This is a genomic window from Roseobacter sp. MED193, from assembly GCF_000152965.1.
Classification (GTDB): Bacteria; Pseudomonadota; Alphaproteobacteria; order Rhodobacterales; family Rhodobacteraceae; genus Pseudophaeobacter.
The window spans coordinates 2,091,531-2,115,674 of record NZ_CH902583.1; the positions used below are offsets into that span (position 1 = coordinate 2,091,531).

The 24,144-nt window shown below is 58.4% G+C and carries 22 protein-coding genes; 12 read left to right on the plus strand and 10 right to left on the minus strand.

The window, feature by feature from the left end; all coding sequences use genetic code 11:
• Positions 1-40: 40 nt before the first annotated feature.
• The gene (locus MED193_RS12425) at positions 41-2,005 is read right to left on the minus strand and encodes an AMP-binding protein (protein WP_009810078.1); all 1,965 of its coding nucleotides are present in this window, start codon (positions 2,003-2,005) and stop codon (positions 41-43) included.
• A 274-nt stretch (positions 2,006-2,279) separates the two neighbouring features.
• Between MED193_RS12425 and MED193_RS12430 the strand changes: the two genes are divergently transcribed.
• From MED193_RS12430 to MED193_RS12445, 4 genes are all read left to right on the plus strand, one after another.
• Complete coding sequence (locus tag MED193_RS12430; RefSeq protein WP_009810079.1) at positions 2,280-4,616, plus strand: caspase family protein; 2,337 nt, start codon at positions 2,280-2,282, stop codon at positions 4,614-4,616.
• Between the two features lie 69 nt (positions 4,617-4,685).
• Positions 4,686-6,587 carry a PAS-domain containing protein gene (locus MED193_RS12435; RefSeq protein WP_009810080.1) on the plus strand — a complete coding sequence of 634 codons (1,902 nt, stop codon included), beginning with the start codon at positions 4,686-4,688 and terminating at the stop codon, positions 6,585-6,587.
• Positions 6,584-7,288, plus strand: coding sequence for a response regulator transcription factor (locus MED193_RS12440; protein ID WP_009810081.1), 705 nt, complete (start codon positions 6,584-6,586; stop codon positions 7,286-7,288). The genes MED193_RS12435 and MED193_RS12440 overlap by 4 nt, the downstream gene beginning before the upstream one ends.
• 74 nt (positions 7,289-7,362) lie before the next feature.
• Positions 7,363-7,590 (plus strand): WGR domain-containing protein, encoded by a 228-nt coding sequence (locus tag MED193_RS12445; protein WP_009810082.1) that lies wholly within the window; start codon positions 7,363-7,365, stop codon positions 7,588-7,590.
• A gap of 7 nt (positions 7,591-7,597) precedes the next feature.
• Here the strand turns inward: MED193_RS12445 and MED193_RS12450 are convergent, their stop codons facing one another.
• A complete protein-coding gene (locus MED193_RS12450) occupies positions 7,598-7,996 on the minus strand; it encodes a RidA family protein (protein WP_009810083.1) in 399 nt (132 codons plus the stop codon).
• 71 nt (positions 7,997-8,067) lie between these two features.
• Positions 8,068-9,261, minus strand: coding sequence for a hydantoinase/carbamoylase family amidase (locus MED193_RS12455; protein WP_009810084.1), 1,194 nt, complete (start codon positions 9,259-9,261; stop codon positions 8,068-8,070).
• Between the two features lie 292 nt (positions 9,262-9,553).
• Here MED193_RS12455 and MED193_RS12460 point away from each other — a divergent pair, with 292 nt between their 5' ends.
• The 8 genes from MED193_RS12460 (at position 9,554) to MED193_RS12495 (ending at position 16,186) form a co-directional block, all read left to right on the plus strand.
• The gene (locus MED193_RS12460) at positions 9,554-10,204 is read left to right on the plus strand and encodes a histidine phosphatase family protein (RefSeq protein ID WP_009810085.1); all 651 of its coding nucleotides are present in this window, start codon (positions 9,554-9,556) and stop codon (positions 10,202-10,204) included.
• 45 nt (positions 10,205-10,249) lie between these two features.
• Positions 10,250-10,864: a glutathione S-transferase family protein gene (locus MED193_RS12465; protein WP_009810086.1), complete on the plus strand. Its 615-nt coding sequence runs from the start codon at positions 10,250-10,252 to the stop codon at positions 10,862-10,864.
• 11 nt (positions 10,865-10,875) lie between these two features.
• The gene (locus tag MED193_RS12470; protein ID WP_009810087.1) at positions 10,876-11,928 is read left to right on the plus strand and encodes a saccharopine dehydrogenase; all 1,053 of its coding nucleotides are present in this window, start codon (positions 10,876-10,878) and stop codon (positions 11,926-11,928) included.
• Complete coding sequence (locus MED193_RS12475; RefSeq protein ID WP_009810088.1) at positions 11,928-12,176, plus strand: SemiSWEET family sugar transporter; 249 nt, start codon at positions 11,928-11,930, stop codon at positions 12,174-12,176. The genes MED193_RS12470 and MED193_RS12475 overlap by 1 nt, the downstream gene beginning before the upstream one ends.
• A gap of 12 nt (positions 12,177-12,188) precedes the next feature.
• Positions 12,189-13,331, plus strand: coding sequence for a saccharopine dehydrogenase family protein (locus tag MED193_RS12480; protein ID WP_009810089.1), 1,143 nt, complete (start codon positions 12,189-12,191; stop codon positions 13,329-13,331).
• 137 nt (positions 13,332-13,468) lie between these two features.
• On the plus strand, positions 13,469-14,062 hold the full coding sequence (locus MED193_RS12485) for a Crp/Fnr family transcriptional regulator (protein WP_009810090.1): 594 nt from the start codon (positions 13,469-13,471) through the stop codon (positions 14,060-14,062).
• A 90-nt stretch (positions 14,063-14,152) separates the two neighbouring features.
• The gene (locus MED193_RS12490) at positions 14,153-14,344 is read left to right on the plus strand and encodes a DUF2892 domain-containing protein (protein ID WP_009810091.1); all 192 of its coding nucleotides are present in this window, start codon (positions 14,153-14,155) and stop codon (positions 14,342-14,344) included.
• Between the two features lie 156 nt (positions 14,345-14,500).
• Positions 14,501-16,186, plus strand: a complete 1,686-nt coding sequence (locus MED193_RS12495) for a U32 family peptidase C-terminal domain-containing protein (RefSeq protein ID WP_009810092.1) — start codon at positions 14,501-14,503, stop codon at positions 16,184-16,186.
• 34 nt (positions 16,187-16,220) lie between these two features.
• On the opposite strand, the gene MED193_RS12500 is transcribed toward MED193_RS12495, so the two are convergent.
• From MED193_RS12500 to MED193_RS12530, 7 genes are all read right to left on the minus strand, one after another.
• The gene (locus MED193_RS12500) at positions 16,221-16,544 is read right to left on the minus strand and encodes a DUF3775 domain-containing protein (RefSeq protein ID WP_009810093.1); all 324 of its coding nucleotides are present in this window, start codon (positions 16,542-16,544) and stop codon (positions 16,221-16,223) included.
• A gap of 96 nt (positions 16,545-16,640) precedes the next feature.
• Complete coding sequence (locus tag MED193_RS12505; protein WP_009810094.1) at positions 16,641-17,936, minus strand: adenylate/guanylate cyclase domain-containing protein; 1,296 nt, start codon at positions 17,934-17,936, stop codon at positions 16,641-16,643.
• Positions 17,933-19,147, minus strand: coding sequence for a DNA recombination protein RmuC (locus tag MED193_RS12510; protein WP_009810095.1), 1,215 nt, complete (start codon positions 19,145-19,147; stop codon positions 17,933-17,935). The genes MED193_RS12505 and MED193_RS12510 overlap by 4 nt, the downstream gene beginning before the upstream one ends.
• Positions 19,147-21,084: a DNA mismatch repair endonuclease MutL gene (gene mutL, locus MED193_RS12515; protein WP_009810096.1), complete on the minus strand. Its 1,938-nt coding sequence runs from the start codon at positions 21,082-21,084 to the stop codon at positions 19,147-19,149. Before mutL ends, MED193_RS12510 begins: the two co-directional genes overlap by 1 nt.
• A gap of 134 nt (positions 21,085-21,218) precedes the next feature.
• Positions 21,219-22,148 (minus strand): metal ABC transporter permease, encoded by a 930-nt coding sequence (locus tag MED193_RS12520; RefSeq protein ID WP_009810097.1) that lies wholly within the window; start codon positions 22,146-22,148, stop codon positions 21,219-21,221.
• Positions 22,145-23,350, minus strand: a complete 1,206-nt coding sequence (locus MED193_RS12525) for a metal ABC transporter permease (protein ID WP_009810098.1) — start codon at positions 23,348-23,350, stop codon at positions 22,145-22,147. Before MED193_RS12525 ends, MED193_RS12520 begins: the two co-directional genes overlap by 4 nt.
• An 11-nt stretch (positions 23,351-23,361) precedes the next feature.
• Positions 23,362-24,141 carry a metal ABC transporter ATP-binding protein gene (locus MED193_RS12530; protein ID WP_039966863.1) on the minus strand — a complete coding sequence of 260 codons (780 nt, stop codon included), beginning with the start codon at positions 24,139-24,141 and terminating at the stop codon, positions 23,362-23,364.
• Positions 24,142-24,144 lie beyond the last annotated feature (3 nt).

Genomic DNA, 24,144 nt, shown 5'->3' on the forward strand with positions numbered 1-24,144 from the left:
GTGTCAGAACAGGCAAAGCGCCAGTCTGAGATCAAATTGCTCATTCTGCGGCCACCCGCTGCTGAACAGCGCCAGAAAGATCCGCATCAATGATCGTCAGCGTTGCGGAGATCGACCCTTTGCGACCGTCCTCATAGGTGACTTCGGTGGTGGTCGAAATCTCGCCAGCCCCATCATAAAGCGCCCCGATGATATCGGCGAATTTCTCTTCGACGATCCGACGACGCACCTTGCGGGTCCGGGTCATCTCGCCGTCATCCGCATCCAGTTCCTTGTGCAGAACCACAAAACGGTGCACCTGACAGCCCGACAGCATCGGATCCTCAGCAACAGATTTGTTCACCGCCGAGACATGCTCTTGGATCGAAGCCAGAACCTTGGGGTGACCCGCCAGTTCCTGATAGGACGCATAGGCGATATTGTTGCGTTCCGCCCAGTTGCCCACCGCCGAGAGATCGATGTTGATAAAGGCGACACAGCGGTCTTTTTCGTTTCCAAAAAGAACGGCCTCAAGGATGTCGGGATAGAACTTCAGTTTGTTCTCGACAAATTTGGGCGCGAACATGCTGCCATCGGCCATTTTGCCAACGTCCTTGGCCCGGTCGATAATACGCAGGTGGCCTGACTTCTCTTCAAAGAAGCCCGCGTCACCGGTTGCCACCCAACCTTCGGAATCCTTGGTGTCTGCGGTGCTTTCGGGGTTTTTGTAGTATTCCACAAAGGTCCCCGGGGAGCGGTAGAAGATTTCGCCATTGTCAGAGATGCGGATTTCAACATCTGGTGCTGGCACACCCACAGTATCGGCGCGCACTTCGCCATCAGGCTGCACGGTGATGAACACGGTAGCTTCGGTCTGACCATAAAGCTGTTTGAGGTTAATCCCCAGCGAGCGGTAGAATTCAAAGATCTCCGGACCGATGGCCTCACCCGCCGTATAGCCGACACGTACATTGCCAAAGCCCAGGGTGTCTTTCAACGGGCCATAGACCATGACATTGCCCAGGGCATACTTCAGCCGGTCCATCATGCCGATGGGTTTACCATCCAGAATGCTGGGGCCGACCCTTTTGGCGTGATCCATAAAGTAATGGAACATCTTGCGCTTGAAGTTGCCCGCATCTTCCATGCGGATCATCACATTGGTCAACTGGGTTTCAAACACACGAGGGGGGGCAAAGTAGTAGCTGGGGCCGATCTCGCGAAGATCGGTCATCATGGTCTCTGGGCTTTCTGGGCAATTTACACAGAACCCCGCCCAATAGGCCTGACCAATTGAGAAGATGAAGTCGCCAACCCAGGCCATCGGCAGATAGGCGAGGATCTCGTCGGTTTGTTTAAGCTTATCAAATTCGCAAGCGTTCTTGGCGCTCTCGATGATATTGCGGTTCGACAGAACCACGCCCTTGGGCTTACCGGTGGTGCCCGAAGTGTAAAGCATCACACAGGTACTGTCATAGGACAGTTTAGCACGGCGATCGTTCAGATCGGTGATCCATTCGTCATAGGCGGCCCGGCCCTGCTCCTGAACATGGGAATACTGATGGAGCGTGTGGTGGTCGTATTTGCGCAGACCGCGTGGATCCAGATAGATCAGGTGTTCGAACTGATGCAATTGATCCTGCACCTCGATCACCTTGTCGACCTGTTCCTGGTCAGCAGCGATCACGAAGCGTGCGCCACAGTGATCCAGAACATAAGCCATTTCTTCGGCGTTGGCATCCTGGTAGAGCGGCACCGGAATGGCGCCTACCGATTGAGCTGCAACCATCGACCAGTACATATAGGGACGGTTGCCGCCAATGATGGCAATAAAATCGCCCTCATTCACACCAAGATTGATGAGACCAAGCGCCAGTGACTCGATCTCCTTGGCGGTCTCCGCCCAGGTCCAGCACTGCCAAATGCCAAATTCTTTTTCTCGGTAAGCCGGTTGATCACCGAATTCCGATACGTTGCGTTCAAGCAGCGCTGGCAGGGAGAGTTTCCCCGCAGCGCCTGACTGCATCTGAGCCAATGTCTTTCTCCTCCCATTCCGGCCTTCCCCGACCGGCAGATCGCTGTCACACGATTCTGGCCCCAATTAGGGACTGCCTCATGCTAGCGGGTCAACTTTTTCGTGAAGTTTTCACAAATCTAACGAATTGTAACAGCCCCCTCAGGCGGGCTCTTTTAGGCGTTGGACCGAAATGGATTAGGGCAGTTCAATCACAACCCTTGCCAAGACGGGGGGATGTCAGCCAACATTGTAACTGTGTGAGTGTTGAGTAGCGGGGGTTCAAATGAAACGCATTCTGGCATTGATTCTGGCTCTGTTCCTCACCGAGCCTGCATCCGCGGCCAGATACGCCTTTATTCTGGGAAACTCCGACTACGCAGAGTTGGGGGATCTGGCCAATACCCATGCTGACGCTGAGGCCTACGCTAAGGCACTGGAAGGTCTAGGATTTGCGATAACCCTGAACAAGGATCTCGACAGGCGCCAAACGCTGCATGCCTTCTACAGTTTCCTCAATCAGGTCGCCCCCGGAGACGACGTGGCCTTTGTGTATTCTGGGCATGGCTGGAGCAATGGCCGGGTCAACTACATTGTCCCAACCGAGGTCCAACGCCCCCAACCTGAATTTCAAAAGCTGCTAGAGGATGCCACCATCCCCCTTCAGAACGGCCATAATGGCCTGTTGGATGAGTTGGAGGCTAAGGGCGTTGCCCTCACCATTGCCGTCATTGATGCCTGCCGTGACAGTCCCTTTTTGCAAAGTCCTGGCACAAAATCCATTGGCGTCACACGGGGGCTAACGCCGATTTTGCCCAGTACTGGCACGTTTATTGTTTACTCGGCCGGGAAGGGGCAGCAGGCCCTGGACCACCTCCCCACAGATAGTCCGGACCAAAAGCTCTCGGTCTTTACCCGCAATTTCGTCCAGCATCTGAAACCGGGCACCTACCTGCAGGATGCAATACTGGATGCCCGCAGACAAACCACTCGGCAGGCAGCCTCTTATGGCGGGCACCAACAGTTACCTGCCTATTATGATCAGACAACAGCGCGCATCTGCCTCGCCGGCCAGTGTGGCGTTCAGACACAAGAGCCACCAAAGCCGCCCACTGATTCCGCTGCGCAGACCGTGGCTCTCGATCAATGCAGTGCCCTTTTCAAAGTCGCGCAGGATACCGACCAATGCTACGCCTATTTGGCCTATCAGTCCCACTGTGCGGATCACACCTTTGCACCCATCGCTGAATCCTATGTGAGACTTCGGTGTGAAGCTACGGAGCCTCCACCAATTACCACGCCGCAAACCCGCGCGCAGATCGAGCCTGAAAATCAGACGATCGCATCGAGTCAGACCGAGCCTACGCCGGTCGCACCCAGGCTGACAGAACAGGCGGCCACAATACCGGATCCTGACCAATTTCTGGCGCTTCTTTCAAAGAACAAAGGGAATGTCCCTGCCCCTCCTCTTGCGGGCAACAGACCGGCAGCCCCGTCCACTGCGGCAGCTGGCGCGCCCAGCCCCACAGCAGCCGTTGCCACGCCATCCTCACCCACACCGCAACAAGCGGCGCTCGTGTCCTGTGCCGATGAGGCCGGACACCCACGCCATCCGCACCTGACAGGCCAGCGCATCAATTCCGCTGGCGTAAAATGGGACAGCTTAAGAGCAGAGACAGCTATTCTCGCCTGCAAACGGGCCGTACAGCTCAACCCTGAGACCCCAGCAGTACAAGCATTTTTGGCCCGCGCCTACGACAAGGCAAACAACTTGCCCCAAGCCCTATCCAATTACCGCGCGGCCGCTGCAGCTCAGGACCCGATGGCGCAAACCAATCTGGCGCTGATGTACCGCAAGGGCCAGGGTGTAACCCAAAGCGACCAACTCGCAGTGACCTATCTTAGGCGCGCCGCTAATCAGGGATACCCAATCGCAGAAACACAGCTCGGATGGATGTACGAAAAAGGCCGCGCAGTACCGCAGGATGATGCTTTGGCAGTATCCTGGTATCGCAAGGCCGCCAACAGGGACCATCCGCGCGCCCAGTACAATCTGGCCTGGATGTATGAAAACGGTCGCGGCACAAGCCAGAGCTACTCTCGTGCTTATGACTGGTACCAAAAAGCAGCGCAGGCTGACTATCTCAACGCTCAGTACAAGATCGGCGTGTTCCACCGGGAAGGGTACGGCGTTTCTCAGAATGATGTAGAGGCTGTACGTTGGTTCCGAATGGCCGCAGCGCGTGATTTGCCAAAGGCGCAGACGTCACTGGGGTGGATGTACGAAAAAGGCCGGGGGGTACAGCAAAGCTACAGCAAGGCTTTGGAGTGGTACCACAAGGCTGCGGCGCAAGGGAATGCGACGGCAACCGTCAATATCGGGGTTCAATATGAACTGGGCCGTGGAGTGACCCAAAATGACCAACGCGCGGTATCCTATTACATCGACGGGTTAAAACTGGGGAGCGAAACCCCCTTGGGCTGGTCCGGTGATTCTTGGCGGCAAAGCACCCTGATGGCGATGCAACGCAGGCTTCGCGACATGGGACTTTACACAGGCGCGATCGATGGCAAGATTGGCCCCGGCACCCGCGCGGCAATGCGCGCCCTCTTGGGCAGCTAGGTTCCCCGCGTCGTCGCGCCGCGCTTGCTCTTTTTTGCTAAGATGCTACCCCAAGGGCGGGGAGACAGCATGAACACATCCGACAAATCACGCGCAGCAATGACAACCGCCGGGCTGAACCTGATTGCGCAGGCGATTTCAATCTACGACAGCGAGTTACGGCTGGCCGTCTGCAACAGTCGATTTCAAGAAATGTTCAACCTGCCCAATGACCTGGTCAGCCCCGGTGCCCGCTTTGACGACACCATTCGCTATATCGCCGCCAGCGGCGAATACGGCCCGATGGAGGACATTGAGGAATTTGTCTCGGCCCGTGTGGAACAGGCGCTGGATTTTGAACCCCATTACATCGAACGCACCCGTTCCAATGGCCAGGTGATCTCGATCGAGGGGGCACCGCTGCCGCAGGGGGGGTGGGTGGCGGTCTATACCGACATCAGCCGCACCAAACGGGTTGAGCAGCTGCTACGCGCAAAATCCGAGGAAATGTCTGACCGGTTGATCTCTCACACCGAGGAACTCTCGGCGACCAACCGTAAGCTGGCGGCGACGATTACCGCGCTGGAAGAGGCCAAACGACAGCTTACCGAAATCGAGGGTCGCACCCGTCTCACCACCGAAATGATGCCAGCTCATATCGCCCATGTCGATGCTGATGGCTATTACACCTATACCAACAGACGGCTTAGTTCGGTCTTTCCCAGCCGCCCCTCTGATATTCTGGAGATGCATATTTCCGACGCGCTCGGCCCTGAGGCCTTTGCCAAGATTGAGCCGCATCTTATGGCGGCCTACAAGGGGAGCAGCCCGGTATTTGAATTCACCGAAGTGCACGACAGCCGTCGCATCCGGGTGGCCTTTACCCCCGATTTGGGCGGCGGGGTCTATATCCTCTCTATGGATGTGACCGAGGAAACCCAAGCACGGGTCGCCCTGCAGCAGGCGCGACGGCGTGAGATTGCTGCACAGATGACCTCGGGGCTGGCCCATGATTTTTCCAACCTGCTGACCATCATATTGGGAATGCAGGGCAAGCTAGACAAGATGGAGCTGCCCGCGGCTGCCCAGGAGATGGTGCGTGGCACCCTCTCAGCGGCGCGGCGCGGGGGGAGATTGCTGAACCGGATCGGAGAGATGACCGGACAGCGCAGCCTGCGCCCACAGGCCACCAATATGCACGCGCTCCTGTCTGAACTAAAAATTCTCGCTACCCCTTCGTTGCCCCAGGGGGTAGGGTTAAGCGTATTGGACAATACGCCCGATGTAATCTTGCTGCTGGATGCAGGAAAGCTGCAAGATGCGCTGCTGAACCTGATCCTCAACGCGCGTGACGCCTGTGGCGTTAATGGCCAGATCACTGTCAGCGCCCATGTCGTTGGCAAAGTCTGGCTGGAAATCAGCGTTTCGGACACCGGCCCCGGATTTTCCAATGATGCGCTCAAAAATGCGCTCAACCCCTTTTTCACTACCAAGGGCAGCGAGGGCTCTGGGCTTGGTCTGCCCATGGTCTATGATATGGCAAAATCTGCGGGCGGGGACATGCGCGTGGGCAACACAGTTTCTGGTGCCAGCGTCACACTGCGCTTGCCCTACAGGCTCGCCCCCGATCCCAATGGCGGCCTGGCCCTCTTGGTTGAGGACAGTGAAGAGTTGCGCGCCACGTTCCGCGATATGTTGATTGATCTTGGTTATTCGGTAATCGAAGCCACCAGCGTTGACGAAGCATCGGCCCTGGCGGCAGATATTCCTGATATTGCCCTGGTCCTTTCAGACGTGCGGCTGGAAGGTGAAGCCACCGGCATTGACCTGGCGCAACGCCTCAAGGGCTCCCACCTGCCTATTATCCTTATGACCTCCTTACCGCCCAGTGATCCGCAGTTCCGTTTGGCATTGAAGGCTGGACCTGTCCTGCCAAAACCCTTTACGACACAGCAACTATCGGCCCTCATCCCCACGGAGACACCTGCATGACCGCGCCTCTTGTCACCATTTTGGACGATGAACCCGAAATTCGTCAGATCCTCACGGACTGCCTGCAAGAGGCCGGGTTTCGCACCCAGAGCTTTGCCCGTGCCCGCGAGTTCGAGGCCTCTCTCAAACGGGTCACGCCGGATGTTTGTCTGGTGGATCTGTCGCTGCCGGATGTAGATGGGTTGGCCCTTGTACATCGCTTAGCGCTAGAGCAGGGCGCCGCAGTGATCATTATCTCTGGTCGCGCCCAGGTGCAGGATCGCGTCACCGGGCTGGAGCTTGGCGCGGATGACTATATCACCAAACCCTTTGACCCCGCAGAGGTGGTCGCCCGTATTCGTGCCCGGCTGCGCTCTGGCCCCCGCAACCAACCTGTAGGCGGAAACTCCGCTCAATTTGCCGGCTGGACCGCGCATTTTGATCGCTACCTGCTCGAAGATGACCAGGGAATTGAAGTGCCGTTCTCCCATGCCGAGGGTGAGGTATTACGGCTGTTTCTGGACAGTCCCAAACGCCTGATCTCGCGCGCCCAGATGCAGGAGAGCCTGGGCGGTGGAGCTGGTGACAGCTTTGATCGGGCCATGGATGTACGCGTGTCGCGGCTGCGCACCAAACTGCGCGAAGATCCCAAAAATCCACGCCTGATCAAAACCATCTACGGTGCTGGCTATATCTTTCTGGGCGATGTGACCTGGAGCTAACCTCCGGGCAGCGCCTCGGAAATCCCGGCTACCGCCTCTTGCCCCGGCGATTCGCTTTGGTATAGAATCACCTCATGGCCACCTGTCTTCTCTATAGCCAAACCCCAAGCCGCCGCTCTCGGTTCTATCGGATCGAGCTGGCACTGAACCTGTTTTCCGAGGTGTCCGTCCTTCGGGAATGGGGGATCGCTGGGAGCAATGGTCAAAGCGCCATCAACATCTATGACAACCTGCGCGAGGCCTCACTGGCGGCGGACAAGCATCGCAATCGCATGCTGAAACGCGGCTACGCCCGCGGCTGAGCAAGCCTCAAGGTGTCTTTGGCTTTTGAGCAATGACCCGGATTTCCACCACCGCTCCCGGGCGTCTTAACTCCGCCACGCCGTGGGCAGTCCAAGCCGGAAAGGGCTCGCAAACGTAGTCGCGGCGAACCTCAGTGAACAGATCAAAATGATCGCTCATCCCTACGTGGTAGCTGGTCATTTCGACAATCGAAGAAAAATCTAGACCCGCCTCTGCCAGCACTGCTCCGATCTTGGCAAAGGCGTTGCGAAACTGCTGCTCTGGATCATCCGGCATTTCCCCCGAAGCCTCGGAACCGGTCATCCCGGTGAGGAACAGATGCTCTCCGGACAGGACCCCCGGCGACAGCGCCAAATCCTGGCAGGCGCGTTCTGATCCCTTTGGGACTATGGCAAGGACTGGCATTGAAATCACTCCAACATTAATGGCGTGATCAGTCTAGCACCCCTGTAAAGCCCCCAAGTGCCGACAGCGCATCAAAGTGAAAAAGCCGCCTGAGCCAGAACCTCCAGCCCTTTGACAAGATCGGCCTCCTTGGTGTCTTCATCAAAGGCATGGCTGATGCCTCCAATCGAGGGCACAAAAAGCATCGCTGAGGGTATCACACTGGAGACATTGGCCGCATCATGCAGGGCGCCTGAGGGCAGATCCAGCCATTTCCCGGGTGCGAGCTCCTCTGCTGCCTGGCGCAAAGCCGCCTTGAGGCGCGGGTCCATCGCAGAGGGTTCAATACCGCCCACCTCGCTCAGTTCGATCTCAACCCCTCGATCGCGGGCGACTTCTTCTGCAACCTCCCGCAGGATCTTTTCCATATAGTTCAAACGTGCGGAATCGCCGTCACGCCATTGCAATGAAAACCGCGCCTGCCCTGGCACAACAGAGGACGCGTTCGGGCTTAATGTGGCATGGCCAAGGGTCCAGACGGTCTCAGGGGTTGCCACCGTCGAAAAACGCTCATTAATTCGTTGATTGAAGTTTGACAGCGCCTGAAAGGCATCCTGGCGCTGCGCCATAGGCGTGGTGCCAGCGTGGTTTTGGCGGCCTCTTATCACGATCCGCACCTCGCGAATGCCGACAATCTCGCTCACCACGCCGATCTGATCCCCCGAAGCATCCATGCCCGGCCCCTGCTCGATATGCAGTTCGATAAAACCGGTAAACATATCATGAGGCAAAAACTCACGGGCGCGTTCCGCCATACGGGCCCGGGCGGCGCCCAGGGCCAAGCCATCTGTATCAGTCAACATATCCGCTTCGGCCAACGGGATCTTACCTGTCCAGACATCCGAACCAGTAAGAATGCCAAAGCGGCCTTCCTCGTCCTGGAAGTTCACTACAGAGATGGGGGGACCACCCGCCTCCTTGGCGGCGCGGGCGATCTCTAGCCCAGCAACCACGCCCAAAGCCCCGTCGAGCCATCCCCCTTCGGGTTGGCTATCACTATGGGATCCGATCAGTAACGATCTTTCTCCGCCGACCCCAAAGAGATTTCCAACTGGATCAAAATGGGTTTTCAACCCCGCCTCTTTCATCCGGGCGGCCAGCCACCGCCGGGCAGCAATATCCACTGCTGTAAAGGCCGGTCGGACTACTCCCTTTCCCTGACCCGAAGCGCCAAATGATTGTAGCCGGTGCAAATCATCAAGAAAACGATCAGGGTTCAATGTCATAGGGCTACCTCTAATTTGGGTGCACCGTAACGGTCACCGATCTTCTCGCATTCTGCGATATTTGATATAATTCATGCCTTTGCCCACAGCGCAATGGCCAAGATTGGATTTGAGTGCATTTACTATTGGTGTTGATAAAATAGCAAAATCGAACATTTGGGGCTCAAATCACCTTAGGAGACCTTGAAGAAATTTCACCGCTCCAAAAAGTTGCGCTCCCCTAAAACCCTCTCTTCCATGTCGCTGCCAGCTCACCTATGAAATTCTCAGGAACGAGAATGGGAAGCGGCGCATGACACATATCACCCTTATCCGCCACGGGCAGGCCAACACCGAGGCCCGCGATGAGGTCAGCTATGACCGGCTCAGTGAGCTGGGTCATCAGCAAGCTGCCTGGCTTGGTGCGCATCTGGAAAGCAGCGGCATTCATCACCCACGCGTCTATTGCGGTACCCTGACCCGCCATATCGAGACCGCAGCAGGCATGGGGCATGATGAGGTCGTTCAGGATGCCCGTCTCAACGAGATGGAGTATTTCACCATGGCCCAAGCCATGGAGGCCCAGCAGGGTCTGCCTGTCCCACAGGAGCGCGAGGGCTTTATTGCCCACCTGCCCAAGGTGTTCAAAGCCTGGTCGGCGGGTGAGATTGAGAACCCACCAGAAAGCTGGAGCGATTTTGAAAGTCGTACTCAATCGGTTCTGACCGAGATTGCCGCGGGCGATGGCCCCGCTCTGGTGGTCACCTCTGGGGGCTTTATCTCGATGGCAATGCGACAGGCCATGGGGTTGGATACCGATGGCATGGCCCGCATGGCGCTGGCGATTATGAATACATCAATGCACCGCCTGTTCCCCATTGGCGGTCACCTGAGCCCCGTTCTGTTCAATGCAGTCCCGCATCTGGATAGGGCGGATCGGCAACACGCTCAAACGCATCTATAACGGCCGGACCCCAATCAGAAGCCAAGCCCCAACAGGAGATCTGACATGCAGCTTTACTACTCCCCAGGCACAATCTCGGTTGCCGTGGCCATCGCACTGGAAGAGGCCGGTCTCGACTATGAGGCCGTTAAAATTGATTTTGCCAACAAGGAACAGCTCAGCCCGGCCTATGCGCAGATCAATCCAAAGGCCCGTGTGCCGGCATTGGCGGTGGAGGGCGGCATCCTGACTGAGACCGGCGCCTTGCTGGATTATATCGCCGATGTCGCCCCCACAGCAGGCCTGCGCCCCAGCGATCCGGTGTTGCTCGCCCGGATGCGTGAGGTGATGTATTATCTCGCCTCCACCATGCACGTGAACCACGCCCATAAACTGCGCGGCAGTCGCTGGGCCAGCAAGACCTCTAGCTACAAGGACATGCAGGCCAAGGTGCCCCAGACCATGGCAGAGAGCTGCGCCCATCTGAGCCAATACGGGCTGCGCGGCCCCTTTGTGCTGGGCGATGAGGTCAGCCTGGCAGATTGCTATCTGTATGTGGTTTGCACCTGGCTGGAGGGCGATGGCGTCACCCTTGCAGATTTTCCAAAAATACAGTCCTTCATGACGGCAATGGAACAGCGCGACTCGCTGCGCGCCGTTTATGCCAAGGACATGCTCTAAAGGATTCCACAATGACACATCTCTGGGTACGGGCCGAACAGCGCCCCAATGAAGACCGTGTAGGCCTGACGCCCGAAGGCGCCAAGGCGCTTCTGTCAGGCGGCATCAAGGTCACGGTGGAGGAGAGCTCGGTCCGGGCGATCCCGCTGCAGGGCTACATCGATGCGGGCTGCGAAATCGCGCCAGAGAACTCCTGGCCCACAGCACCAGCGGACGCCATCATCTTTGGTCTGAAAGAGCTGCCCGAAGATGGCACGCCCCTGCCGCATCGCCACATTATGTTTGGCCATGCCTTCAAGGGTCAGCATTCCGGCAAGGCGCTGCTGGATCGTTTCGCGGCTGGTGGCGGTACACTATATGATCTGGAGTATCTGGTGGATGAGGCTGGCCGCCGGGTCGCGGCCTTTGGCTATTGGGCGGGCTATGCGGGCGCTGCGGTCACCCTCAAGAGCTGGTGCGCGCAACAACGGGGCGAGATCTGCGGCCCGGTTGGTGTTTACCCCGGCAAGGATGCCCTGCTGACCGAATTAGGTGCAGAGCTTAAAGCCGTGCCGGCGGATGTCCCTACGGCCATTGTCATCGGCGCTATGGGCCGGGTTGGCACCGGTGCCGCTGACCTGTGCGAAGCCATGGGGGTCACAGTCACCAAATGGGACATGGCAGAGACCGCAAGCGGCGGCCCTTTCCCGGAAATCCTGCAGCATGATCTGTTCCTCAATTGCATCTTTGCCCGCCCCGGCACGCCCGTCTTTGTGCCTGCCGAAGCGCTCACCGCCGCGCGCAAACTGACCGCGATCGGCGATGTGGCCTGTGACCCAGACAGCGACTACAACCCGGTGCCCATCTATGCTGAGGCCACCAGTTGGGAGGCGCCAGCCCTGCGGGTCGCCAATGACCCGGTGATGGATGTCATGGCGATTGATAACCTGCCTTCGATGTTGCCGGTGGAGAGCTCTGAGGACTATGCTGCACAGCTGCTGCCCTCGCTGCTGACGCTCACCGATCTGAAGACGGGCGTCTGGGGCCGGGCTGAAACCACATTCCTCGACTTTGTGCCCGCCTGATGGAACTCTATCTGGGATATTTCGCGGCCTTTATGGGGACGATCTGCTGGCTGCCACAGGCCTGGAAGGCCTGGGCCAGTCGCGATACCTCTGGCCTATCTCTGCCTGCAAATCTAATGTTTCTGCTGACCGTCAGCCTGTGGTTTTTATACGGAATCCTGGTCGGTGACTGGCCGATCATCATTGCAAATATCTGCGCCATTCTCATCGTGCTGAGCATTGTCGCTGCCAAACTGCGTTACAAATAAGGGAGAACTCTCATGACTATTCACTGGTGCGGCACCGGCCTCTCCGCCATCCCAGGCCTGCGTCGCCTGCTGGAGGCTGGTCACGATGTCGCTGTCTGGAATCGCACCGCCGACAAGGCGCGCGAAGCAGTCGGCGATCTCACTTCCAACATTCATGTCTTTGACATTAACAACTTGGGGGAAATGCTCAGCCCGGCGGATGTTGTCGTCTCGATGCTGCCCGGTGACTGGCATGTGCCGCTAGCAGAACTGGCGATCTCAAAAGGGGCGCATTTTGTTTCTTCGTCCTACATCGCGCCAGAAATGCGAGCGCTGAATGACAAGGCCAAAGCAGCCGGTGTCGCGCTGGTCAACGAGGTGGGTCTTGACCCTGGGATTGACCACCTGATGGCTCACGCCCTGGTGGATGAATACAAGGCGTCGGAGGCTTTTGACTCCGTAAATGAGCTGAGCTTCCTCTCCTATTGTGGCGGCATTCCCAAGACCCCCAACCCCTTCCGCTATAAATTCAGCTGGTCGCCCCTGGGCGTGCTGAAGGCGCTGCGGTCACCGTCGAAATCAATCCGTGATTTCAAAGAGCTGGACGTCGCCCGTCCCTGGGATGCGATCTCAACCTTCGACGCCCCGCTGCCAACCCCAGAAAGCTTTGAGGTCTATCCAAACCGCGACTCCCTGCCCTTTATAGGGCAGTATCACTTTGGCGCCGACTGGAAGGTGAAGGAATTCGTCCGCGGCACCCTGCGCCTGAACGGCTGGACCGAGGCCTGGGGGGATGTGTTCAAAGAGGTAGAGACGCTCGAAGGCGAAACTGGCGATGCCCGCCTGAAGGAAATGTCAGATCAGTTCTGGGAGGAAAACTCCTATGACGAGGGTGAACCTGACCGGGTTGTGCTCTGTGTCGATCTCAAGGCTGAAAAGGACGGCGCAGCGGTCTGGCATAAGACCTATGTGATGGATGCCTGGGGCGACGAACGTGGAACCGCCATGGCGCGCCTGGTTTCCTATCCTGTGTCCTATGCCATTGAGGCGGTGATGAACGGCAAGATTGCCGCCGGTGTCCATGCGGCGCCGAGCGATGCTGGTTTGGTCGCGGATTGGATGGGCAAGATTGGTAGCCTGGCACAGCACCTGGAGATCACCGACCGTCTGGCCTGAGGCATCAGCCTATCACCATTCGAGGGGCCTGCGCGAGCGGGCCCTTTTTCATTTCTTCAGGGCGCGGTTCTGGATCAGGCTTGCACTCTCCGGCGCGCTGGTATCCGGTAGCAGAAAGTGCGTTTGGAGTAGCCCTGTTGAATCTCGCGAAAAAATTCACCGCCCCAAAGGGCACGATCCTGTTCAGCCCAGGCCAAGACTGCCCTGGGTTTCTCATCTTGAAACAGGGCTGCATCAAGGTCACTCTGACCGGCAGCAGTGGGCGCGAGGTCGTGCTTTACCGGGTCCATCCCGGTGAGGTCTGCCTGCAGACCTTTACCTGCCTGATCGAAGATCAGACCTATTCCGCCGAGGGCGTTGTCGAAGAAGATCTGCAAGGCGACTTGATCTCGGCGGGTCAGTTTCGTCAGGTGATGGAACAGGATGACGCCTTTCGCAACGATGTACTGACTTCGGTGGCGCTACGATTTAGCGAATATCAGCAACTGATCGAAGACGTTGCCCTCACAGGATTTGATGCCCGCCTTGCCAAGGTTTTGCTGCGTCTTGTCGATGCAACCGGGATTGTACATGTTACCCATACGGCACTGGCTGCAGAAACAGCTTCAGGCCGGGCCTATGTATCGCGCCGTCTGGCAGAATTTGCCCGCCGTGGCATAGTCGAACAGCTTGCAGAGGGTATTCGCCTGTGCAACCCGGCTGAACTGGCTCAGATTTCCGAACAAAAATAGCTTTCTTTGCAGATCTGGTGACTCTGTCACCGCGCCTCACATCTTCTTTTTGCTATGCTTTTTTCAGCACCGCAAAAGAGGAGATTTTCCATGACTAAGAACGAAGGCAAAACGGACCGTATCCTGCGTGTCATCACCGGCATCATACTGCTCTCACTGATCTTTATCGGCCCCCAGTCGCTTTGGGGTTTGATCGGTATTGTGCCTCTGGCCACCGGCCTTCTGGGCAACTGCCCACTCTATTCGATCTTAGGTATCAACACCTGCTCGCTGAAAAGCTGAGCTCAGCAGGCGCGCCCTTTGGCGGAAGGGAGCGCCCCTTTGACAGCCCTTCTCAAAATTGGGCTGGCAAGATCGCATCTGCGCAAATTTGCGCTAGATCAAATCGCCATACCCTGGCTTGCTCTATAGGCGCGTTTTCCAGTCCTGGTGAAGGGTATGAAACCGATGATCCGCCCCGCGTCCTCTCCCGAGCATCGCTCTGAACTCTTGATGCCCGCAGGCAACCTGCGCAAGCTCAAGCTCGCCATTCTCTACGGGGCTGACGCCGTCTATCTGGGCACGCCGGATATGTCCCTGCGCACAAAATCCGAGTTCTCCTTGGAAGAGGTAATTGAGGGTGTAGCGTTTTGCCATGCATACGGACGGCGCGCCTATCTGACGCTGAACCTGTTTTCCCATAATAAAGACATCGACAAGCTGGATGAGTATGTCGAGACCGTCCGCAAGGTGCGCCCTGATGGGTTGATCATCGCCGATCCCGGTGTGTTCCAATACGTCAAGGATCGCGCACCAGAGCTGCCTCTGCATATCTCCACCCAGAGTAATATCTGCTCCTGGCTCTCGGTGAAATTCTGGCAGGATCAGGGGGCTGAGCTTTGCGTTTTGGCCCGCGAGGTCTCCTTTGCCGAGCTGAAAGAGATCCGCGAGAAATGCCCGGATATCAAGCTAGAGGCCTTTGTCCATGGCGCTATGTGCATGACCTATTCCGGCCGCTGCCTCTTGTCGAACTTCATGGCCGAACGCGGTGCGAACCAGGGCAACTGCGCCAATTCCTGCCGCTGGAACTATACCTTCCGCATGCGGCTCAAAGACGGCACAGTGCAGGATCTGCAGATCACCGATGACAACGCCGATATGTTCGAATTCCTGCTCGAAGAGGGCTGCCGCCCCGGTGAGCTGATGCCGATTGAGGAAGACGCGCGCGGCTCTTACATCCTCAACTCCAAAGATCTCTGCATCATGCCCAAGCTGAACGAGTATCTGGAGATCGGCGTTGACAGTCTCAAGGTCGAGGGCCGTGGCAAGTCGGAATACTATTGCGCCATCGTGGCACGCGCCTATCGCATGGCGATTGATGACTACTATGCTGACCCGGGAAACTGGGACCCCAAGCCCTATATGCGCGAACTGGAAGCGGTCGGGAACCGCGGATATACGCTGGCCTTCCACGAGGGGCGGCTGACGAATTACGCCCACAACTACGAACACACCGCGTCACTCGCGCAGTGGGAATATGCCGGGGTTGTCACCGAGGTGACCGAGGATGCTTTGCTGGTGGAGGTGAAGAACAAGCTAGTTGCCGGCGAGGTACTGGAATTTGTCTCGCCCATTGCCCGCGAAACCGTGCTCTTGCGGGTCTATGACTTTGAAAACGCCGCCAATGGAATGCGCACGGAGGTGGTTCAGGGCAGTACCAAGACGGTGATCCGCCTGCCCTTTACTCTGTTTGATCACGAAGAAATCGACGACCTGAAGGCGCGCTTCCCGCAATACTCCGTCCTGCGTAAGGAGCGCGCCCTGACAGAGGAACAATGGAACCGAGTGCGCTTTGACAAGCTGACCCAGGGGCTCGAGATCAGTGGCACAGAAAACCCCAAGGCCTATGCCAAGCGCCGCGATGCTCTGGCCAAAAGCATCGAGCAAGACGGAAATGAGCGACGATTCAAAACCAATCGCCTCGGGGTCGAGGGCTGCTGCGGCAAGGGCTGCAATGGCTGCATGATCTTCTGGCAAGACGATCAGTATGCCCGCGCCCGCGAGGTGCTGACCAAGCGCAAACAGGGACAGCAGCTCAGCCGGGCCGAGGCGACCGAGCTGAAGCTAGCGGTGCCGCAGCTCTGATAAAACCACGCTGTCTTGCAAGGGAGCGGTCGGCCTAGCGGCCGATCAGATCCTCTTCGACGTCCTGCACATCCACGCCCAGTGCATCCAGACCCGCTTCGATATTGTCGGCCAAATGCGGCGTGCCAATCAGGTAGTCGGCAGTAGGGGTGGAGGCTTCGGACTTGGCCGTCTCAATGGCTTCCGCCAGTTCTTCACGCTCAAAACTACCCCGTCCGATCCACATAACTGCAGTGAGTTCGGCCTGTTCATCCATACCGAGACGCTCAATAAAGGCGCGTAACTCACCTTCAGCCCGGCCCAGTTCCCGCGCCATCAGGGCCACCTGTGCAACCTTGCGTTTGGAAATCTCCAACATTGTTTGTCTCCTTCTGTTCGCCGTCTGTGGTCATCTGACAGCAGCGCAAGGTCGGGGTCTTTGATCTGAGGCAAGAAAACCGCAATGGGCAGCAGGCTAACCCGCGCGATCTGTCCCCAGCCCCCGTCCGAAGATCTCCAGCCCACTGCTGCGCCCGCGCAGGTGCTCCGTCGGCAGAGCCGACCAGCCATCGCGCGCGGGCCCGCTCCCTACAGCCTGCAGCACAGCCGCCGAAGCAATGACATCGGCACCGACCGCCTTGGTCAGCTCTTCCAGACGCGCCGCAGTATTCACGGTATCGCCAAAGACCGAATATTCCAAACGCTGGGCGTCCCCAACCACACCGGAAAAGACCTCCCCTAGGTGCAGGCCAATTCCCACGCGCACCGGATCACGTCCCTCGGCCTGGCGCTCAGCGCTCCAGTCCTTTAACTCTGCCAAAAGGTCATCGACACAGCTCAACGCACGGGAGGCCGCATTCTCATCCTCGAACAGGATCATGGCCGCATCACCAATGAACTTGTCGATCATCCCCTGGTTCTGTCCCACAGCCCGTTGTACCCTGAGACGAAACTCGCTGATATAGGCGCCCACCTCTTCCGGGGCCCGCCCCTCAGACCAGTTGGTAAAACCGCGAATATCGACAAACATCACCACCATTTCCTGCTGGCGGCCTTTGCGCAGCTCGCTCAATTCCCCTGCCGCTAACCGATCCGCCATCTGCGCCGGGAGATAGCGGGTCAAATTGGCACGGGCACGGGCGTCAGTGATCGAATTATGCAACAGTTGGCGCGTGCGGTAGGCCGCAACGATCAGCACCAGCCCCCCCAGCGCAATCATCACTATCCGCACCATATTCGGAGGCAACAGCAGCATAAATTCGGCGCGTGCGGCGAGATCAGGTGTGATTTCTGCAGGTTGCCAGAGCGTCAGATAAGACAGCCCTCCAACCGTCAGCACAACGCAATAGGCCTGCAGGTAGGGATTAAACCGCAACACAGCGAAGGCCATAATGACCGGCACCAGCCAGGTGGGCGGCAACAAAAAGGTCAGTTCCCCCGGAAAGCCGGTATTTGCCAGCCCCGCCCAGGTGTTCACCAGCATGAACAGACAATCCAGTGTCACCGCTGGCCAGACCATCCAGCGCCGAAACCGTCCAGAGCTGGCCAGCCAATAAGATATCGCCCCCAGGATAAAATAGGACAGCAGCGTAAGCAGCGCCAAAAGCCATTGGATTTTCAGATAGGGCTGGTCTGCCCCTTCCCCTTTTACCAGAAGAAGGAAAGCCGCCAACAAACAACCAGCCACAGCAACACGCAGAACGGCAACCATCCGCTCAACCTTCACTTCCGCCCGATGCAGTAGTTTTGTATCCAGAGGTTGGCTTTTCATTGTGGGGTCTGCTCCAGGGGCACAATATTGCCAGCGGCCTCGCCACCGATCTCTTCAAAGTCAAAGTTATCCAAACGCTTGGCCCGTTTTCCAGCCTTCTCAGCGCTGACTTGGATCTCTGCGATATCCTTGGCAGCCTGGCCGAAATGGCGATCCAGGTTGCTTACTCTCTCACCTAAGCGCTCCATATCGCGGTACAAGAGCCCCAGCTCAGATCGTATCGCCCCAGCCTGTTCGCGCATCCTCGCATCCTTGAGGATGGCCCGCATAGTGTTGAGCGTCGCCATACAGGTGGTGGGCGAAACGATCCAGACCTTGGCGGCAAAGCCTTCGCGCACCACAGCCGTGAAATTCGCGTGAAGTTCTGCGTAAACCGCCTCGGAAGGCAGAAACATCAGCGCGCCTTCGGCAGTTTCACCGTCAATAATGTATTTTTCCGAGATCGCAGAGATATGGGCCCGCAGCGCGGCTTTCATCTGCCTTATGGCATAGGCCTTTTCATCCCGTGTCTCGGCCCGGTGCAGCGCCTCATAGGGTTCCAGCGGAAATTTACTGTCAATGACAATCGGGCCCGGTGGATTTGGCAGATGCACCAGACAATCGGCACGCTTACCGTTACTCAGGGTAGCCTGCATCGTATAGCTGCCCGCCGGCAGCGCCTTGGAGACGATATCAAACAGCTGGATCTCGCCAAAGGCACCGCGGGTCTGCTTGTTCGACAGGATATCCTGCAGGCCCAGCACATCGCCTGAGAGTTTGGTGATATTGTCCTGCGCCTTGTCGATCACCGCTAGACGTTCCTGCAATTGGGTGAGCGAGGTCACCGTGCGTTTGCTGCTGCCATGCAGGCTTTCCTGCATACGCTCCTGCATCTGCGCCATCGACTGAGCCTGACGCAGGGCATTGTCCGCCAGCCGGTCATTCATATGCTGCTGCACCGCTGTCAGGCGCGCCTCGACCGTTTGCACCATCTGCACCTGCGCGGTCGTCTGAGTGTCAGACACATGCTGCAAGCCTCCCTGCAGTTGCTGCACCGATTGGCCCAACTGCCCGATCTGCCCCGTGAGCGGCCCCATGACCCGCGCCATCCGCGCCGAGGCCCGCAGCGACAGGAGGAGCAACAGCAACAGCACCGCGGCAAATCCGCCTGCCAGAAGGATCAGCACCCCGACCTCATTCATTGCCTGAACTGCGTCCCCCATTTCCTCCATCAGCTGCGTCCAAACAACCGTTCGATATCGGCAAGCTTTAACTCCACATAGGTGGGGCGACCATGGTTGCACTGGCCCGAATGCGGTGTTGCCTCCATTTCGCGCAGCAGCGCATTCATCTCTTCACCACGCATCCGACGACCAGACCGGACTGACCCGTGGCAAGCGACGCGGGACAGGATTGCCTCTAGCCGGGCCTGCACCAGCTGGCTTTCGCCCTGATCGTCCAGCTCATCCAAAATGTCTTTCACCATGGCCTCCGCATTGACCTCTCCCAGAATGGCAGGGGTTTCACGCACGGCTACGGCATTTCCGCCGAAAGCCTCCAGCCCGAGGCCGAATTTTTTCAGCTCCTCTGCCTGGGCCAGGATGCGCGCGCAGTCGTTGCTCCCAAGCTCAACAATCTCGGGGATCAATAAGGCCTGGGCAGCGACGCCATTCTCCGCCATCTGCTGCTTCAGCTTTTCATAGACCAGCCGTTCATGGGCAGCGTGCTGGTCAACGATAACCATCCCGTCAGCGGTCTGGGCGATGATGTAGTTTTCATGCACCTGCCCGCGCGCCGCCCCAAGCGGCAAATGCTCGGCCCCGGGCGCGGTGGGCTCGGGCGCATCCGACATCTGACCCGGGGCCTCAGTGTCCGCAAGGGGGTCGGTCAGGCGGCCGCTGTATTCGTGCTGGAACTCGGCAAAACCCGGGGCTGCCGCTGGCGGCGCAGGCACAGACATCTCTTGCGGCTGACCCGGGGCTTGCGCCGCATAAGACAGGTTGCGTGCGCCCAAGGAGGGTCGATCCATCTGATAGACCCGCGCCGCACCGTTTGCAGTCGGCGCTTCGGGACGCATCGCACCCAATGTGGCCCCTGCCACCGTTGTAGATGCCCGATGCCCGGCCTCGGCCAGGGCATGCCGCAGCGCCGAGACAATCAATCCCCGCGCCAAGCCGGGATCGCGAAAGCGCACCTCAGATTTGGCCGGATGCACATTCACATCCACTAGGGTCGGGTCGCAGTCAATAAACAGCGCCGCCGCTGGGTGGCGGTCGCGGCTGAGGAAATCAAAATAAGCCCCCCGCAGGGCGCCCGTCAGCATTTTGTCCTTCACGGGCCGCGAATTCACGAACAGGAACTGCGCCACCGCAGCCCCCCGCGAGTAGGTCGGCAAGGCCGCATAGCCAAACAGGCGAATGCCCTCTCGGGTGGCATCGATCTTGAGCGCGTTTTCGGCAAACTCTCGCCCCAGTACCGAGGCCAGGCGCCCGTGCAGAGCATCAAACAGATCCCCGGTGAGCGGATCCGCCCGAAAGGTCACGCGGCCTTCGCCGCCTCCCGAAACATCGCGCAGGGTAAAGCCCACCGAGGGTTCTGCCATGGCCAGACGTTTTACAACATCGCCAATAGCCTGGGATTCCGCACGATCCGTGCGCATGAATTTCAGCCGCGCCGGGGTCGCATAAAAAAGATCGGCGAGCTCAACGATTGTGCCCGCCCGCAGGGCCGCTGGGCGCACCGGTTCCATCTTGCCGCCCGCCACCCGGATCTGCGCGGCGTCATGACCTGCCGCCCGGCTGGTGATGGTCAACCGCCCCACTGCACCCAGACTTGGCAGTGCCTCGCCGCGAAAACCAAAGGTATGGATATTGAGCAGATCCGTTCCGTCAATTTTGGAGGTGGCATGGCGCGACAGCGCCAGTGGCAGATCGCGGGAAGTCATACCGCAGCCATCATCGGTCACCCGGATCAGGGTCTTGCCACCATCCGCAATCTCGATGGTGATGCGATGCGCCCCTGCATCGATGGCGTTTTCCACCAGTTCCTTGACGGCTGAGGCGGGTCGTTCCACCACCTCACCAGCGGCGATCCGGTTGATTGCACTGTCGTCAAGCTGACGAATGGTCGGGCGATCATGATCGCTGATATGGGGGTCTTGGCTGCTCATACCGCTAAATTTAGCAGCTTCCCACGATTCTACCACAGGGTCTGGTGCATAAATCGAACAAGAGGGGAACAAAAAGAGCGCCGCGCTTTGCCATGCCCGGTCATCCTTTGCGCAGAGATCGGCGCACGCCCGCCTCAGACCGTAGCCGGCACCCCGGAACGACCCCTACAGGGACCAAATCGAGCGGTGATCGCCAAGATCACGCCAGAGACGGTGGCGATCATGCCGGCCGCGCTGACCGCATCCCCGCCCCCCAGCCAGAGGGGGCCAAAACCGGCAAGAACATAGCCAAGTACCGCTGAAAGCACCGCAAAGAGCACACTCCAGGCGATCTGCGCTTCCAGTCGATTGGTCATCATCCGCGCCGCCGCAGGCGGACAGATGAACATGGCAATCACAATAATCGATCCGACCGCATCAAAGGCCGCGACAGCCGCCACAGCAGCGGTGATGACCAGACCCAGCCCAAGCAGATTGGTACGGATGCCCATGGTGCGGGCAAAACCTTCGTCAAAGGTGGAAATCTTCAATGCCCGCCAGAATAGCGCGGTGAAAAGGCACACACCCAAAAGGGTGAGCGCCATCCGTGGCAGCTCGGTCGGCAGATATCGCAGAGCTTCCGGATCGAGCAGCGAGGACCAGCCGGTGGCATCTAGCCAGATCAGGCTTTCCAAATTGCCGTAAAGCGCATGTTCCACATCCAGATGCACGGCTGATGTATCGGATTGTTCCAGGAGCAGGACTCCGCCGGCAAACATGGTGGTAAAGACCACCCCCATAGCCGCACCGGGTTCGATCCGGCCAAGGCGGCGGATCGCCTCGATCATTACCACAGCCACAATCGCCGCCCCGGCGGCACCCAGCATCATCGGCCAAGTGGCAATCACGCCGGTCATCAGAAACGCAAATACAATGCCCGGTAACACCACATGGCTGATGGCATCACCGATCAGAGCCTGGCGCCGCAACAACAGGAAATTCCCGGGAAGGGCGCAGGCCACAGCGGCAAAAATTCCAATCAACATCGGCGTAAGCGACAGGGGTACAAATTCTTCTCCGCTCATGACAAGACCTCACGCGGGCCACCGATTTGGCGGTCTATTTCCTGTATCTGATCCTGCGTCAGGACCGTCTCTATATCGCGCAACCCGTCATAAAGCGCCGCAGCAGCCTCATGGGCCATGTCGCGGCGTACTACTTCCCAACGCCGTTCATCACGCAGGGCCTTAGCCGCGCGGGCCTTGCCGCTGGCCGTTGGCACCCCATCCGCCCGCACCAGACCCGCGCGCTGTAAAAGGCGTAGTGTTAGGCTTTCATAGATGGCCTGACCCTGTGCCAAGGCCAACAGTCCCTGGCGCAGATGCACCCGGCGCTGGAGCCGGAGATGACGCAGCACCGCAGCCAGAACACCCCGATTGGGCGCCAAAACCAGCGAGAGTAAAAACAGGGTAAAGCTGACGAGAACAATCAATGGCCCCGTCGGCAGATTGGGAGCTGAGGCGGAAAGTGCCGCCCCCAGATAGGCCGCAACGCCACCAAACAGGCCTGCCAGCAAAACCACATATTCCGATCGCTCTGTCCAAAACCGCGCGGTGACGGCCGGAATGATCAACAGCGCCACGATGAGGATCAATCCGACGATCTTCAAACCCACGACAGTCACCGCCATCACCAGCCCCATCATCAGCATATCAATGCGATCCACCGGCAGGCCGCGGGCCGCAGCATATTCAGGATCAAAGGCCACCAGCGTCATGGGCCTGCGTGTCAGCAAAACCAGAGCCAGAGTCATGGCTCCGCCCGCTGCAATCACCACGGCATCGCTATAAAGCATGCCTGCGGTGGAGCCGAGCAAGAACCCCTCAAGCCCCGCCTGACGCCCCACGCCCAAGGTCTGGATGACCGTGAGCAGGACGATTCCAAATCCAAAGAAAACCGACAGAACCGCGCCAATCGCCGCGTCTTCGGCGAGGCGGGTGTTGCGTGTTAGCCAATTCATGCACCACAGACCAATCCCCGCAGAGACCGCGGACCCCGCCAAGAGCCCCGCCAAATTGCGGCCATCACCACCGGCAAAGGCCATGAGCAAAAAGGCGATACAGACACCGGGCAGGGTGGCGTGGCTCACAGCATCAGAAACCAACGCACGTTTGCGCAAGAATAGAAACGTGCCGGTAATTCCTGCAGACGTGCCCAAGAGCGCGGCCCCAACTGCCACCAGGGTGGCATTATATCCAAGCTGCAGGAGCAGAGCATCCAGTAGCATAAATTGCCCCCTTAAGCCTTGGCCAGCTTGTCGATTTGCGAGGTCGCAAGCCGCCCACCATAGGCCGCCTGCAAGGTTTCCTCGGTAAAGGCCTCTGAAACAGGCCCTTCGGCCACGCGGCGGGTGTTGATCAAGAAAACATTGTCGAAATACTCGGCCACGGTGGCCAGGTCATGATGCACCACTACCACCGTCTTGCCTGCTTCGCGCAGGGATTTCAGCACCGAGATAATCGCCTTTTCGGTGGCGGCATCTACTCCGGCAAAGGGCTCGTCCAAGAGGTAGAGATCCGCCCCCTGGGCCAGGGCGCGGGCCAGAAACACCCGCTGTTGCTGACCACCGGATAGCTGGCCGATCTGACGCGTGGCAAAATCGCCCATACCGACCCGTTCCAGACAGTCCAGCGCCTTGGCCCGATGGGCCCCTTTGATCCAGCCCAACAGACCCAGTTCACGGTAGAGCCCCATCAGCACCACATCGATCACCCGTGTTGGAAAATCCCAATCGACGCTGGCGCGTTGTGGCACGTAGGCAATTCTGGCACGCTGTTCGGCCAAAGAACGCCCAAAGATCGTGACCCGACCAGAAACCGGCGCAACGATGCCCAATGCGGCCTTGAGCAGGGTGGATTTACCTGCCCCATTTGGGCCGATAATGGCTGTCATCTGCCCCGGCTCCACGGTCATATCCACCGAGAAGACCGCCGGCTTTTCACCGTAGCTGACGGTGAGACCGCGAATGGCAAGCGGGCTTTGTGCCAGCTTTGCTTCTGGCGCTTTGTCTGTGCTCAGGTC